This is a genomic window from Janthinobacterium sp. SUN100, assembly GCF_030397705.1.
GTDB lineage: Bacteria > Pseudomonadota > Gammaproteobacteria > Burkholderiales > Burkholderiaceae_D > Janthinobacterium > Janthinobacterium kumbetense.
On the sequence record NZ_JAPUBU010000001.1, the window covers coordinates 875832 to 889156 of the forward strand.

Annotated in this window: 11 protein-coding genes; 2 read left to right on the plus strand and 9 right to left on the minus strand. The window is 65.2% G+C overall.

The genetic code is table 11. The annotated features are described in order from the left end of the window. The first annotated feature begins 50 nt into the window (after nucleotides 1-50). On the plus strand, nucleotides 51-1178 hold the full coding sequence (locus O0881_RS03800; RefSeq protein WP_289910234.1) for a metallophosphoesterase: 1128 nt from the start codon (nucleotides 51-53) through the stop codon (nucleotides 1176-1178). Between the two features lie 41 nt (nucleotides 1179-1219). Here the strand turns inward: O0881_RS03800 and O0881_RS03805 are convergent, their stop codons facing one another. The 4 genes from O0881_RS03805 to O0881_RS03820 form a co-directional block, all read right to left on the minus strand. Beyond that, complete coding sequence (locus tag O0881_RS03805) at nucleotides 1220-1918, minus strand: hypothetical protein (protein ID WP_289910235.1); 699 nt, start codon at nucleotides 1916-1918, stop codon at nucleotides 1220-1222. A 29-nt stretch (nucleotides 1919-1947) separates the two neighbouring features. Then, nucleotides 1948-3903 (minus strand): hypothetical protein, encoded by a 1956-nt coding sequence (locus O0881_RS03810; RefSeq protein ID WP_289910236.1) that lies wholly within the window; start codon nucleotides 3901-3903, stop codon nucleotides 1948-1950. 11 nt (nucleotides 3904-3914) lie between these two features. After that, nucleotides 3915-6107 (minus strand): hypothetical protein, encoded by a 2193-nt coding sequence (locus O0881_RS03815; protein WP_289910237.1) that lies wholly within the window; start codon nucleotides 6105-6107, stop codon nucleotides 3915-3917. 290 nt (nucleotides 6108-6397) lie between these two features. Then, nucleotides 6398-7321 (minus strand): LysR family transcriptional regulator, encoded by a 924-nt coding sequence (locus O0881_RS03820; RefSeq protein WP_289910238.1) that lies wholly within the window; start codon nucleotides 7319-7321, stop codon nucleotides 6398-6400. Between the two features lie 123 nt (nucleotides 7322-7444). Between O0881_RS03820 and O0881_RS03825 the strand changes: the two genes are divergently transcribed. After that, on the plus strand, nucleotides 7445-8212 hold the full coding sequence (locus O0881_RS03825) for an SDR family oxidoreductase (protein ID WP_289910239.1): 768 nt from the start codon (nucleotides 7445-7447) through the stop codon (nucleotides 8210-8212). Between the two features lie 27 nt (nucleotides 8213-8239). Here the strand turns inward: O0881_RS03825 and O0881_RS03830 are convergent, their stop codons facing one another. The 5 genes from O0881_RS03830 to O0881_RS03850 all read right to left on the minus strand — a co-directional run bounded on the left by O0881_RS03830 (nucleotide 8240) and on the right by O0881_RS03850 (nucleotide 13325). Next, complete coding sequence (locus O0881_RS03830) at nucleotides 8240-9202, minus strand: NAD(P)/FAD-dependent oxidoreductase (RefSeq protein ID WP_289910240.1); 963 nt, start codon at nucleotides 9200-9202, stop codon at nucleotides 8240-8242. Then, complete coding sequence (locus tag O0881_RS03835; protein WP_289910241.1) at nucleotides 9189-9641, minus strand: Rrf2 family transcriptional regulator; 453 nt, start codon at nucleotides 9639-9641, stop codon at nucleotides 9189-9191. The genes O0881_RS03830 and O0881_RS03835 overlap by 14 nt, the downstream gene beginning before the upstream one ends. Before the next feature lie 139 nt (nucleotides 9642-9780). Further along, nucleotides 9781-11184, minus strand: coding sequence for a cytochrome c (locus tag O0881_RS03840; protein ID WP_289910242.1), 1404 nt, complete (start codon nucleotides 11182-11184; stop codon nucleotides 9781-9783). Further along, nucleotides 11181-12791, minus strand: a complete 1611-nt coding sequence (locus O0881_RS03845; protein ID WP_289910243.1) for a GMC family oxidoreductase — start codon at nucleotides 12789-12791, stop codon at nucleotides 11181-11183. The genes O0881_RS03840 and O0881_RS03845 overlap by 4 nt, the downstream gene beginning before the upstream one ends. A 9-nt stretch (nucleotides 12792-12800) precedes the next feature. After that, on the minus strand, nucleotides 12801-13325 hold the full coding sequence (locus O0881_RS03850; protein WP_251348491.1) for a sorbitol dehydrogenase family protein: 525 nt from the start codon (nucleotides 13323-13325) through the stop codon (nucleotides 12801-12803).

Here is a 13325-nt window from a genome sequence, read left to right on the forward strand (position 1 = left end):
GCCAAGGCGTCGGCTATAATCGGCGGCCGCCTCACCTCTGGAAGCATGACATGACAACCCGCACGCCGCTGCTGCGCATCACCATGATACTGGGCGCCCTGCACGCCCTCCTGGGCTGGCTGCTGCTGCCGTCGCTGCCTGTCGGCCTGGCCGGCTGGCTGCTGGGCGGCCTGGTCCTGCTGGCGTCGACCATGCTCATGCCGATGACCATCTTCGCCCGCGCCGTCACCAACGATGCACGCCTGGCCGACCGTCTGAGCTGGGCCGGTTCGCTGTGCATGGGCTTTTTTTCCTCGCTGTTCGTGCTGACCGCGCTGCGCGCACTGCTGATGCTGATTCCCGCCACCCGCCCGCACGCGCAGGCATCCGCCGTGCTTGTGCTGCTCCTGGCGCTGCTGGCCACCGTCGTCGGCTTCATCAACGCCCGCCGGGTGGCGCGCGTGCGCGAGGTCGACGTGCCCATCGCGGGCCTGCCGGCCGCCCTGCTGGGCTACACCATCGTGCAACTGAGCGACATCCACGTGGGCGCCACCATCAAGCGCGCCTACGTGCAGGCCATCGTCGCGCGCGCCAACGGCTTGCAGGCGGACCTCATCGCCATCACGGGCGACGTGGTCGACGGCACGGTGGCGCAACTGGGCAGCCACACGGCGCCGCTGGGCGAGCTGCGCGCGCGCCATGGCGTGTTTCTGGTGACGGGCAACCACGAATACTATTCGGGCGCCGCGCCGTGGGTGGCGGAATTTCGCCGCCTGGGCTTGCGCGTGCTGATGAATGAACATGTCGTCCTCGACCGCGACGACGCGCGCCTGGCGCTGGCCGGCGTCACCGACTTCAACGCCGCCGCCTTCGATCCGGAGCAGAAAAGCGACCCGCAAGCGGCCATCGCCGGCGCGCCGGCCGATATCCCCCGCATCCTGCTGGCGCACCAGCCGCGCAGCGCGCCCGAAGCGGAAGCGGCCGGCTACGACCTGCAATTGTCCGGCCACACGCACGGCGGCCAATTCTGGCCGTGGAATCTGTTCGTGCCGCTGCAGCAGCCCTACGTGGCCGGACTGCACCGGCAAGGCCGCCTGTGGATTTACGTCAGCCGCGGCACGGGCTACTGGGGTCCGCCGAAACGCATCGGCGCGCCGGCGGAGATTACGAGGCTCAGGCTGGTGGCGCACAACGGCTGACCAGGCCTGGGGCGTGGCCAGTTCCCTCATCGCTGCCGCAGTCAGAGCCTGCCGGCAAACAAGGCAATTCCGGCGGCACAGCCCGCGCTCGCCACAACCAGGGTGGCAATCAGCCAGCGCCGCACAGATTGTGTCGAGGCCGCCAGCTGTTCCGCCCATGTGCTTGCCCACGCCTCCTGCTGCATCGCCAGCGCGGTCAATTGCATTTGCTGCTCGGCAAACGCCAATTGCATCTGCGCCACGGACTGCACCAGCGGCGCCAGCTCGGCCTCGTTAAGACGCGCAACCTCCATGAGCGATGCCGCCGCCTGCGTACCCAGCTCATGGCGCTGCTGCGCCATCAGTTCCTGTAGCTGAACGAAGGATTGCTTGCCGGACTCGCCTTGCTGCACCAGCTGTCCCGACAATTTCTCCACTGAGTCGCGGTGGGCAGTTACCGTGCCCTGTTCCAGCGTATTCTGGACCTGGTGCAGCATGGGTTGCAACGACAGGCGAATTTCTCGCGGCGTCTCTTCGGCCAGCGATTTGAGCGAGCGAATCTGCGTGAGCGCGTCATCCGCACTCATATTGGTGCCCTGGATAATCGCCTGTAAATCTCCCAGCAGCGATTCAAACTGGTCCAGCCGTTTGTCCAGTTCGCGGACCGACTTCGTCACAGGCGCCAGCGGTTCCTGCATTACCTTTTGCAATAGTTCCTGAAATTCGTGTTCCTGGCGTACGATATCGTGTTGATTGTTCATGGTCTTGGTCAATATGAGGTAAATGTAAATTAAATGGCAGCGGGTTCGATGTGCAACAGGACTTGCTTGCGTATATCAGCAAGCCGCACGGCAGCCAGCAAGCCCAGAAAGGCGGTAACGCGGTTGCCGGCGGTGCATATCGCCTGCCGCCGCTGTTCCAGCTCAGCGACATATTCCGCGTCGAGCAGCGCCGCAAAGCGGCGACTCTCCACCAGATCGTTTTCCATCCGCTGTTCAAACAACTCGCGCGCCTGCGTATGCTGCGCCAGTTTCTCCTCCAGCAGCCTGATCGGCGCGATGCCGCCGTCTACCAGCCGTTGAAAGTCGTCGCGTTTGTAGCGTTGTTCCTCCAGTTCCTCCAGCAAGCCTTCCCGCCAGGCGTGAGCGGCGGCCAGCCAGCGTTTGCGGGCAAGCGCCTTGAGCTCTGCCTGGGCTTCGTCGATACAGCGCCTGAAGGTTCTGAGATCCCTGGCATAGTCGCTGCCCTCGCCGGTGCTCCAGTATTTGTCCACCCAGTACGCATTGAGAGTGGAGAGCAAACTGCTGAACGCATCGTCCAGTATGTCGTCGCTGCCGCTGACGCCATCCTTCAACGCCACACGGCGCCAGAACAGCTGCGTGCCTGACATCCGTGCCGTGTCTGGATGACTGGACAGCAATGCCTGCCGCAGGGATGTCTTCGCGCGCCGGATCACGGCCTTGAAGCCGTCGACACTTTCATATGGATCGCCAGGCGCCGTCGCGGCAAAAACAAAATGCCGCGCGATGTCTTTCGACAAAACCTCGTCCGTCAATGCTTCCTGCGCCTGCGCCAGGCTGGCGCATTGTTCGCCAATATTCTCGGCCGCAAGTTGCGCCTGTTGTTGTTCCTCCCGCGCCCGCCGCAACGCCGCCTGCAGCGCATCGCTCTCACAACGCAGCACTTCCTGGCGTTTTTCCTTCACCCTGGCAATCACCACGTGCGCGTCGACGGCAACGCGCAGACGCGCCAATGGCGTGGTCGACGCCTGTATATCGCTCAGCAACTGCTGCTTGAGTGTCAGCATCATCGGCTGTACCCGCTCATACAGGAGGGGCTCGGCTTCGCGGGCATCGAGCCACGACTGCCCGAACTCGAGCGGAAAAAAGTTCGCCGCGCGCTTGACATCCTCACTCAGCGGTATCGAGCGTTCAATCTGTTCGACCAGGCGCCGCCGGTAGAGCGGCACTTCGGCCTCGCCCGCATGCTCGTGCACCATGTCGCGCACCGACTGCGCCGTGAAGGAGTAGGTGGTGACAATCCGAAAACGCCGCGGGGCGCTTTGCCAGTCCTCGATGCCCGGCAGCGTCAGGCCGCCCCCTTGCAGGAACGACAAGTCATCACCGCGTCCCACCAGCAGGATCAGGTCGGCCAGCGGCACATATTTGCGCGCCATCGCATGCACATGCTCCTGCTCGGCCGCGTTTGCCGGTTTGTCGCCAGGAAGATCGAGCATGCGCACACCCGACTGCACGGCGTGCGCATCAAAGCATTCCTGCGGGACAAACACGACGCACGGCGCATGCGCGACCAGCTGGCGCATTTCCATCGCCGTTCGCAGCCGGCCAAGTTCCGCCTCCATGGCGAGGTCATCGTCATACCATGCGGCGGCCGCGTCATTGACTTTCAGTCCCCAGCGCTGATCCTGCGAACGGCGGTATTCCATCGTGGTGGCGGTGGCCGATTGCCCGGCTGCGCGCCCCCCCCGCAAGACCCGCGCCACGCGCGGCATCTGCGTCGCCAGCACCCCCATCAACTCCATCAGCAAGGTGGTTTTGCCGACCTGGGTCTTGCCGAAAACGACCACGTAGGCTTCCGCCTGCTGATCCTTGCTGGCCAGGCGGTCGCGGATTTCAGGACTCAGCGATTCGGCAAAGCGCGTATACGCGCGGAAGGCCCAGCCCAGCCGTTCCTGGTCATGCTGTGCCCATGCTGCGCGCACGCCGGACGCTTGCTCCGGCGCCATGCTGCCCCGGCTCACGCGGCCTGATCCACTTGGAACAGCGCCATCGTATGCCCGGACCGGCCCAGTTCAAACAGCAGGTCACGCTGCAGTGAACGCACATCGGCCAAGGCCTTCGCCAGGCGGTCTTTTTCCATCAGCGCTTCATCCAGGCGATAACGCGTGCGCAGCGACTGTTCCAGCCGGCCCCGCATCTGGCCCATCATCTGATTAAAATGGTGAATGAAATGCTTGTGATGGTGTTCTTGAATGCTCTGCAACATCGATTGCGACACGAGCCGTGCCTTCTCGTCATGGATGCGCGTGGCCTGCATGGCGGAATACGCCAGATACCCCACCGCCACCGCGCCGACCACGGCGGCGCCAACGCCGCCGATGGCGGCACCGGCCGCCGCCGTTCCGCCGGTACCTGTGCCGGCAGCCGCGGCCGAGGCGGACGCCGGATTGAACATGCTCATCAGGGCTGGAATCACGTCGACATCGCCATCGCTGAGCACATCGACGGCAAAGACGGTGGCAATGCTGCGCAAGACCGTCTTGCCCAAGGTCACGCCGTCGCCCAATTGCTGCACCGCTTTTTTCATCATGTCGGCTTGATCGGACTCCTTTGCCGCCGTCAATTCCGGCGTCAGGCCCACCAGCGCGGGCATCATGCTGGCCAGGCGCGCATATTCCAGCGTCAGGGCCGGCAAGAGCTTGACCGCGCTGACGACATCCTTGGTCACCAGTTCGGCTTGTCCTTCCGGCGCCCCCTTCACACCCAAGATCACCCGCAGATTTCGCTGGTCGTCCTCGTCCGGGCGCTGCCAGGCAAGCACTTGCTGGTTTGCGTCGACATAGCCCAGTTTTTGCATCGGTGTCGCGTCGCTTTCCTGCGCGATGGCGAGAACCTGCGGGCCCTGCTCACCGCGCAGTTTCTTCTGCGTCAGCCCGCCGATCATGGCAGTGTGCTTTTCCAGCACGTCGGCCTGCTCGCCCCACGATGCGCTGACGCTCTGTGCTATGTGCTGGTGGCTTTGCGTGGCGGTCCTGGCGAAGTCCTTGATTTTGTTGACGACACCCTCGTGATCGCTGATCAAGCTGCCTTCGAGCGTCTTCCAGGCTGCACCCAGATGCGCTTGCAGCAGGCTATCGATGCCATCCAGATACTCCTCGCGCAGGCCATCCCTGGCGTCGTCGAAGGCCTCCAGGTAACTGCGCACCGCCTGCAAGCCCTCATTGCCGCTCTCGCGTTCATGAAAAAGCAGCTTGGTTTTGGTGTGCACCAGTCCCAGGACCGAGGTCAGGTCACGACTCAGAACACCCGCCAGACGGTTCAGTTGCGCCTTGCGGTCGCCGCCGCCCGAGCAGGACAGGTCCTGGATCGCCTTGGTCAAAGCTGGCAGCCAGTCTTGGCGGTAGTCCTGGTCATCCGCGCCGACGCAGATGATTCTTGTCCCGGCCAAGGCGGCCGGCACCTTGAACACTTGGGCCGCCGTATCGCGCAACGCCTGCAGACGCTCCGGCTTGCCGCGTGCGGCCTCCGTCTTACTGATCACCACCAGGGTTTGCGCGCCGCCCAATTCGCCTTGCAGCATGTCCGTGACGATGTCGACCTGCTGCTGGTTGGCCATACGCGTCTCGTCCGTGACGACGATGCAGCCGACCGCCCCGACCAAGGCCTGGCGCATCAGTTCCTGCCATGATTTGTTCTCGCGGTCCTGCGTCTCGTAGCCAGGCAGCAACAGCCAGGCCTGATTCGCCCGGTTGAAATAGCGCTGCGGCACCTTCAGCACGGGCAGCAGCACATCCATTTCCGGGTCGCATACGGCTTTCTGGAAGGTGGCGACATCGACATCGTCCTCCACCAGCACGTATTGCCCGTCCTGCTGGCGCAGGCAGCGCAGCGCGCCCTGCACTTCGGAGTGCGACGCATCTTCCAGCACCAGCACAGGCAGCTTCTCGCCCCGGCCTTCGTTAGGCTGCAGCCATTGCGCCGACTCGCCGTCCAGCGCATACAGCGAGCGCAACAGCGTCGTTTTTCCCGCCCCTTGCGAGCCGCCGATCGCCAGGATCGACGTCGTGCCCAGCACTTCGGCAAGCAACAGGCGGCGCATGATCAGCGGCATGTCGGTACGCAGGCGCTCATCGTCAATCAACTGACTGGCGCCATGCAATTCGCGTAAGGCGGCGTTCAAATCTTGCAGCAAAATTTCCGGAGAATGCATCGTGAGGACTTTCTATCAACAACGGTTTAAATAACTGTGCTCCAGGCGGTGTTGATCCCATGCCCGTAGTCGCGCGGCCAGCGCATGCGGCGATTCGTGGATGGGGTCTGTCAGGAATGGACGGCACAGACAAAAACTTTCTTTTCAGAATGTTTTCATCTTACACAAGCATAGCGACAGATCGTGTCGCTACCGCCCGCCATGCCATGTTATTTTTGAAAAGAAAGTATATTTACAACAACGCGGCGGCTAGCCCAGGCTGCACTGGCGGCAAGGGCCATCGCCATGCATTAATCGGGCCGCATCTGCGCGGCGAAATCGCGCTGGCGGAACTGCTCCAGCAGGAAATCGACGAACACACGCGTCTTCGCGGGCAAGAGTTTCTTGCTGGGATAGTACACGGACAGGGAGCCGGAATCGGCGTGCCAGCCTGGCAGCAGGCGTACCAGCGCGCCGCTGCGCAAGTGGGCCAGCGCGTGCGGCATGGGCAGCAGTGCCACGCCGACGCCCAGGATGGCTGCCTGCGCCATCGCTTCCGGGTCGTCGAAGATGGCGCGCGGCCGGCATTCGGCCACGCCTTCGCCGCCCGATCCATCGCGCAATATCCAGCTGCGCAGCCTGCCGCTGCCGGCAGAACGGCGCGCCACGCCATCGAATTGCGCCAGGTCCGACGGATGCCTGGGCATGGCCTTGCCCTGCATGAAGGCGGGCGACGCCGTGGCGACGATGTGGGCGTGCCCCAGTTCGCGCGCCACCACGCCCGGCGTCAGCTCGATGCCGCCGCCGATGGCGACATCGAAGCCTTCGCCGATCAAGTCGACTTGCCGGTTGTCGAAATGGCAGTCGGGCACCACGCCCGGGTGGCGCGCGATGAAGTCGCCCAGCAGTGGCACCACGTAGCTGCGCCCGAACGACGGCGCCATGCTGATTTTCAGGATGCCGGCCGGCTGGCCGCCCTCTTCCGCCACGCCAGCGATCGCTTCGCGCAGGGTGGACAAGGCGCCGCCTATCTGCTGCAGGAAACGCTCGCCCCCTTCCGTCAGGGTCAGGCGCCGCGTGCTGCGCTGGAACAGCCGCAATCCCAGGCTCGCTTCCAGGCGCGCCACGTTCTTGCTGACGGCGGCCGGCGTCAGGCCCAGGCGGCGCGCGGCGGCGGAAAAGCTGCCCAGCTCGGCAGACAGCACGAAGGATTGCAAGTGATTGAGGGCGTCCATGCGCCTATTCTACCCGCTCATCTGATACCAATGGTTGAAAGTGATTGTAGCGATTCATGGCTAGCGCGGCAGGAATGAAAGGCAGATACTGAACTCCTCGATTCCTCACTTAGAAAGCACATCATGCAAACCCAAACCACCACCAGCACCTCCCTGCCACTGCAAGACAAGATCGCGTTTGTGACGGGCGGCTCGCGCGGCATCGGCGCCGCCATCGTGCGCCGCCTGGCCAGCCAGGGCGCCAACGTCGTCTTCACGTATCAAAGCTCGGCCGCCGAAGCGCAGGCGCTGGCCGCCACGGTGGAAGCAAGCGGCGGCAAGGCCCTGGGCGTGCAAGCCGATGCGGCTGACGCCACCGCCCTGACGGCGGCCATCGACAAGGTGGCGGCGCAATTTGGCCGCGTCGATATCCTCGTCAACAACGCCGGCGTATTCCTGCCCGGCGCCATCGACGACTTTTCGCTGGCAGACTTCGACAAGACCGTGGCCGTCAACGTGCGCGCCGTGTTCGTGGCCATCAAGGCAGCCGTGGCCCACATGCAGACGGGCGGGCGCATCATCAACATCGGCAGCACGAATGCGCACCGCATGCCGTTCGGCGGCGCGGCTGCCTACGCCATGAGCAAATCGGCGCTGAGCGGCCTGACGCAAGGCCTGTCGCGCGACCTGGGTCCGCGCGGCATCACCATCAACAACGTGGAACCTGGCCCCGTCGCCACGGACATGAACCCGCCGACAGGCGACTTCGCCGACCTGATGCACGGTCTGATGGCCCTGCCCCGCCACGGCACGGCCGATGAAATCGCCGGCATGGTCGCTTACCTGGCCAGCCCGGAAGCGGCGTTCGTCACGGGTGCAGGGCTGAAGATCGATGGCGGTTTTGCCGCCTGAGCGCCAGCACGCACCACGGCCCCGGCATTAGGCCGCCGGGGCCAGTCCGAACATCAGCGAGCGGTGCGCTGCCACGCCAGCCATGGCGCCATCGGCCACCGCGAACGCCACGCTGCCGGCCATGCGGCCCGCATCGCCGCAGCAAAAGACGCCAGGCACGCTGCTGGCCTTTTGCTCGTCGGTGCGCACGAACGGGCCCATGGCCCCCTCTTCCAGCACGCAGCCAAGCTCAGCAGCCAGGGAACTGGCCAGGCGGGTGCGGGTCGCCACGAACAGGCCGGCCATCGCATGGCGGCTGCCATCCTGCATGACCACGTCGGCCACGCCGGCGATCCGCGCCACGGGCGCGCGCACCACCGTGACGCCGCGCGCGGCCAGCTGCTCCAGCTGCGCGCCATCGGGTTCGAACGCGCCATTCAGGAAAAAAGTGACCGTGCCCCAATCGGGCAGCATCAGCGCATGGTGCATGGAGAGGGGGCCGGTGGCCAGCACGCCGATGGCCCCCTGCTCCAGTTCATAGCCGTGGCAATACGGGCAGTGAAAGACGCTGCGGCCCCAGCGCTCTGCCAGGCCATCGACGGGCGGCAATTCGTCGATCACCCCGGTGGCCAGCACCAGCCGGCGGCCCCGCACGAGCGTGCCGTCCGCCAGGGTCACGTCGTAGCCATCGCCAGCGCTGCTGGCCGCTGCCTGCACGGCCGTGCCATCCAGCCAAGTGACGGTGGCATACGCCAGCAGCTGCGCCTTGCCCTCGGCCGCGATGGCAGCGGTCCCGCTGCCGTCCTGGGTCAGGAAGCCGTGGGAATGGCTGGCGTAGCGGTTGCGGCGCTGGCCGCCGTCGACCACAAGTACGCGGCGGCGGGCGCGCGCCAGTTGCGTGGCGGCCGACAGGCCCGCGTAGCTGCCGCCGATGATGATGGCCTCGAACGGGGCGTCGAATGCGGCGGCAGGCGTGGCGCTGCCCCCGCCCTGGGATTCAGGAATGGTCATGCGGTGCTCCTTGGTGTGTGGCGTATTGTTGGCTGAAACGTTCGGCCAGGTCGGCCAGGGTGACGGCGCCAAAGCGCCGGATCAGCAGCGCCTCGGCTTCGTCGAAGGCGCCGGCCAGCGACTGGTTGACCACCTGCTCGACCAGGCAGCCCGGCTGATCGACGCGGTTGCCCATGGCGAAGACGGTGGGCGACCCCACGGCCACGTAAATGTCGTGCAGCGTAACGCGGTGCAGGTCGCAGACGATGTGCCAGCCGCCGCCGTGGCCCTTGACCGAAGCCACGTAACCCCGCTCGCGCAAGCCGGCCATCACGCGCCGCACCAGCACGGGATTGGTATCCAGGTAAGCGGAGAGTTCCTCGGACGTCATCGGGCGTCCCGCATGGGCCATGTGCAGCAACACATGGAGGATCGATGATAGTTTGCTGTCGCGTCTCATGTAACTAATGATAGTACATAATTTCCATAGATGCAAACCAGTTGCAACATCAAGGCGTAAAAAAGGGCCAGACTATTCAGCCTGGCCCCTGCCTGTACTTCAGCGTCTGTACTTCAGCGCCTGTTATTCGCGGCTGCTTCTACGCCTGCTTGCGCCGGCGTCCCCGCCACCACAGCAGCAATGCCAGCAACACCAGCACGCCGACGATGATGCCCGCGCGGGCCAGGCCGATCAGGTTGGACGGCGCGCCGCCGTTGCGCAGGGTCGTCACCTGCTCTGCCGTCACCTTGATGGCGGGATTGCCGTACATCTTCTGCACGTAATTGCCCAGGGTGACGATCTGCTCGTCCGACAAGGTCTGGCGGAAGGCTGGCATCAGGTGTCCCGCAGCATGATTCCCCTCGCCATCCTGCCGCTCCACGCCGTCGAGGATGGCCATCACCAGGTTGTTGCTGTTGCTGCGGCCCGTCACCGAATTGTGGAACAGCGGCGGCAAGCTGCCGTCGAAACTGCCCTCGCCCCTGGCCTGGTGGCAGCTGGCGCACTGCGCATCGTACAGCTGCGCACCCGACATCTTGTTCAGGTTTTGCGGCAGCGGCACGCCGCGGATGCTGACCAGCTCGTCGCCCGCCTTGCCCCATTGCGTCACCGGCTGCGTATCTGCCTTGTCGCGGATGGCCGGCACGCTCTTGACGTAGTGCGCGATGGCGTGCAAGTCCGCGTCGCTCAGGTGCTTCAGGCTATGGTCGATGGCTTCGGCCATCGGTCCCGCGGCTTGCGCCTTGTTCGCGGTGCGGCCCGTGCGCAGGTAATCGACCAGTTCCTGCTGGCTCCAGCCGCCCACGCCGCTGTTGATATCCGACGTGATGTTCGGCGCATGCCAGGTACCCAGGTCGGCGCCGCCCAGCTCCTTCGACAGCTGCTCGGCCATCAGCGCATTGCGCGGCGTATGGCAGGTGGTGCAGTGGGCCAGGCCTTGCGCCAGGTAGGCGCCCCGGTTCCACTCCATGCTTTTCGCCGTATCGGCGACGAAGGGCTTCTTGTCGAGGAAGAGCATGTTCCAGCCGGCCATCGACAGGCGGATGTTGAACGGGAACGGCAAGTCCGTCGCTTGCGCCGGCGCAGAGTCCACGGCCGCCACGCCGTGCATGAAGTAGTCATACAGGGCCGCCGTGTCCTCGTCCGTCACCTTGGCGTAGGCCGTGTAGGGCATGGCCGGGTACAGGTTGGCGCCGTCGGCCCGCACGCCATGGCGCACGGCGTCGGAAAACTGCTTGAGCGTGTAATTGCCGATGCCATGCGTTGTCGACGGCGTGATATTGGTGGCGACAATGGCGCCCAATGGCGTCGCCAGGGACAGCCCGCCCGCCATCGGTTTACCGCCAGGCACGCTATGGCAGGCGATGCAGTCGCCGGCCGTGGCCAGGTAGCGGCCGCGTTCGATCGCCGCCGCATCGGGCACGGCCTTGTCGGCCGCCAGCACGGGCATGGCCGCGAGGGACAGCAAGACGGCGCCCGCCGTCAGTCTGAAGGCCGCCATCATGCTGTGCCTCCCTGTTGTTCGTCGAGGATGTGCTTGACGGTGCGCAGCGCAACGGCCAGGCCGTTTTCCGTCGAATTGCAGGTGCCGGACGTGGGCAGCACGCCGGTACTGCACAGGAACAGGTTGGCGTGGTCGAAGGTGCGGCCCCACTGGTCGCACACGGCCTTGGCGGGGTCGGAACCCATCGACAGGGTGCCGCAGATGTGCTGGTTGTTGGCAAACACGCCTTCCTTGCTGTGGCGCAGATTGGTGCCGCCCATCAGCTTGGCGATCTGTTCGAAATCCTGCTTCGAACGCTCGTGGCCCCGCTTCGTGTACTCGTCGATCGAATAGTGCGCCTGCGGCTTGGGGATGCCCATGGCGTCTTTTTCGCTGCTCAGGGCAATGCGGTTTTCCGGGTTCGGCAGCACTTCCAGCACGTTTTTCAGGCTCATTTCGCGGGCCGAGCGGAAACGCAGTTGCTGCTCGAATGCTTCGCCGAACACGCCCTTGCCGATCAATTCCCTGGTGGCGCCGTCGACGCGCGAAATGTTCGTGAAATCCAGGCGGTACGGCGAGTGCTCGCTGCGGAAGTCGCCGTCGCGCATGGTGTTGATGGAATTGGGGCTTTGCGGGCCCCGGCCCAGCCACAAGTCTTCATCAGCGTCGAAGGTGATCGAGGTGCTCGGATGGTCCATCAGGTTGCGGCCCACCATGTCGCTGCTGTTGGCAAGGCCGTTCGGGTATTTGTCCGAGGCGGAAACGAGCAGCAGACGCGGGCTTTCGATGCCGTTGGCGGCGAGGATAAAAGTCTTGGCCGTGACCCGGTGGCTTTTCTTGTCGACGTCGCAGTACAGCGCGGCCGTGATGCGGCCCTGCGCGTCGTGTTCCAGCTTGTAGACGTTGGCGTTGCAGACGATCTTGACGCCCGCGTCTTCCGCCTGCAGCGCGGCGATGCCGCCGTGGTATTGCGCGTCGATGGGGCAGATCGGCTGGCAGCTGTTGTTGCCGCAGCAGGCCGGGCGGCCATCGTAGCTGACGCTGTTGCGCGCCACCGTGTTGCCGACGACCTTGAACGCAGGGTCGAGGCGCTCGCGGATGCGGCGCATGGCGTACGGCTCCGTCACGGGGTCCATCGGAAACGCCTGCTTGCGCGGCGAACCCGTGTTCTCGGCGCCCGAGACGCCCATGATCTCTTCCGCTTCCTGGTAAAACGGCTCCAGGTCTGCATAGCTGATCGGCCAGTCGACGCCCACGCCATACAGGGTATGGATGCGGAAATCGTTCGGCACATTGCGCCAGGCCTGCGCGGCCCAGTGCCACGACGTGCCGCCGAACTGGCGGATGTATTCGGCCGGGTACGGATACGGGCCGGCCTGCACCAGGTAGCCGTTATCGGTCGGCTGGTAGATCGGGTGCGGCGCCGTGGCGACGGACGGATACGGCGACATCCAGTCGCTGCGGCGCGTCGTATTGCGGAAACGGGCGACGATTTCGCCGCGCGACACGCGCGGTCCCGCTTCCAGGATCAGCACCGAGGCGCCGGCCAGCGCCAGCTTGCGCGCAGCCAGGGAGCCGATGATGCCGGAACCGATCACGAGGTAATCGGCAGAGAGTTCTTCAGCCATGATGGCTCCTTAAATTGGTTTTCTGGCCCAGCTGCCGTAGGCGCCGTAGGAATACGTGGGAGGTTTCAGCACGTCGGCCACGACGGCCGCGTTGAGCGCCTGCTCGTAGGCGACGCAGACGGCCGCCTCGCCCGTGCCGACGATGCCCAGGTACCAGGCGCTGGCGATCTGGCGCGGCAAGGCGGCCAGCGGCGACTGGGCCGGGTCGAGCCCGTCGAGCGCTTCCTGCAGGCCGGCCGCCTGCAAACCCTGCGCATTGATCAGCGCCAGCAGCGCGCGCACCTTCGCCGGGAAGGCCGTATCCTGCGCCACCAGCGCGTCATACAGGCGCCTGGCCAGCACGGGGTCGAGCACTTGCCGCCCCACCAGCATGGCCGACACGCCCAGGAAGGCGCCCTGCTCCGCATTGGCGACCGGTTCGGCCAGCGCCCAGGGAATCAGCGCCGCGGCCGAAGCCGACAGCAAGCCGGCCAGCACCATGCGGCGGCCGGGATTGAGAGGGCCGCGGCCCTCCTTGTGATGTGTAGCGTCCAC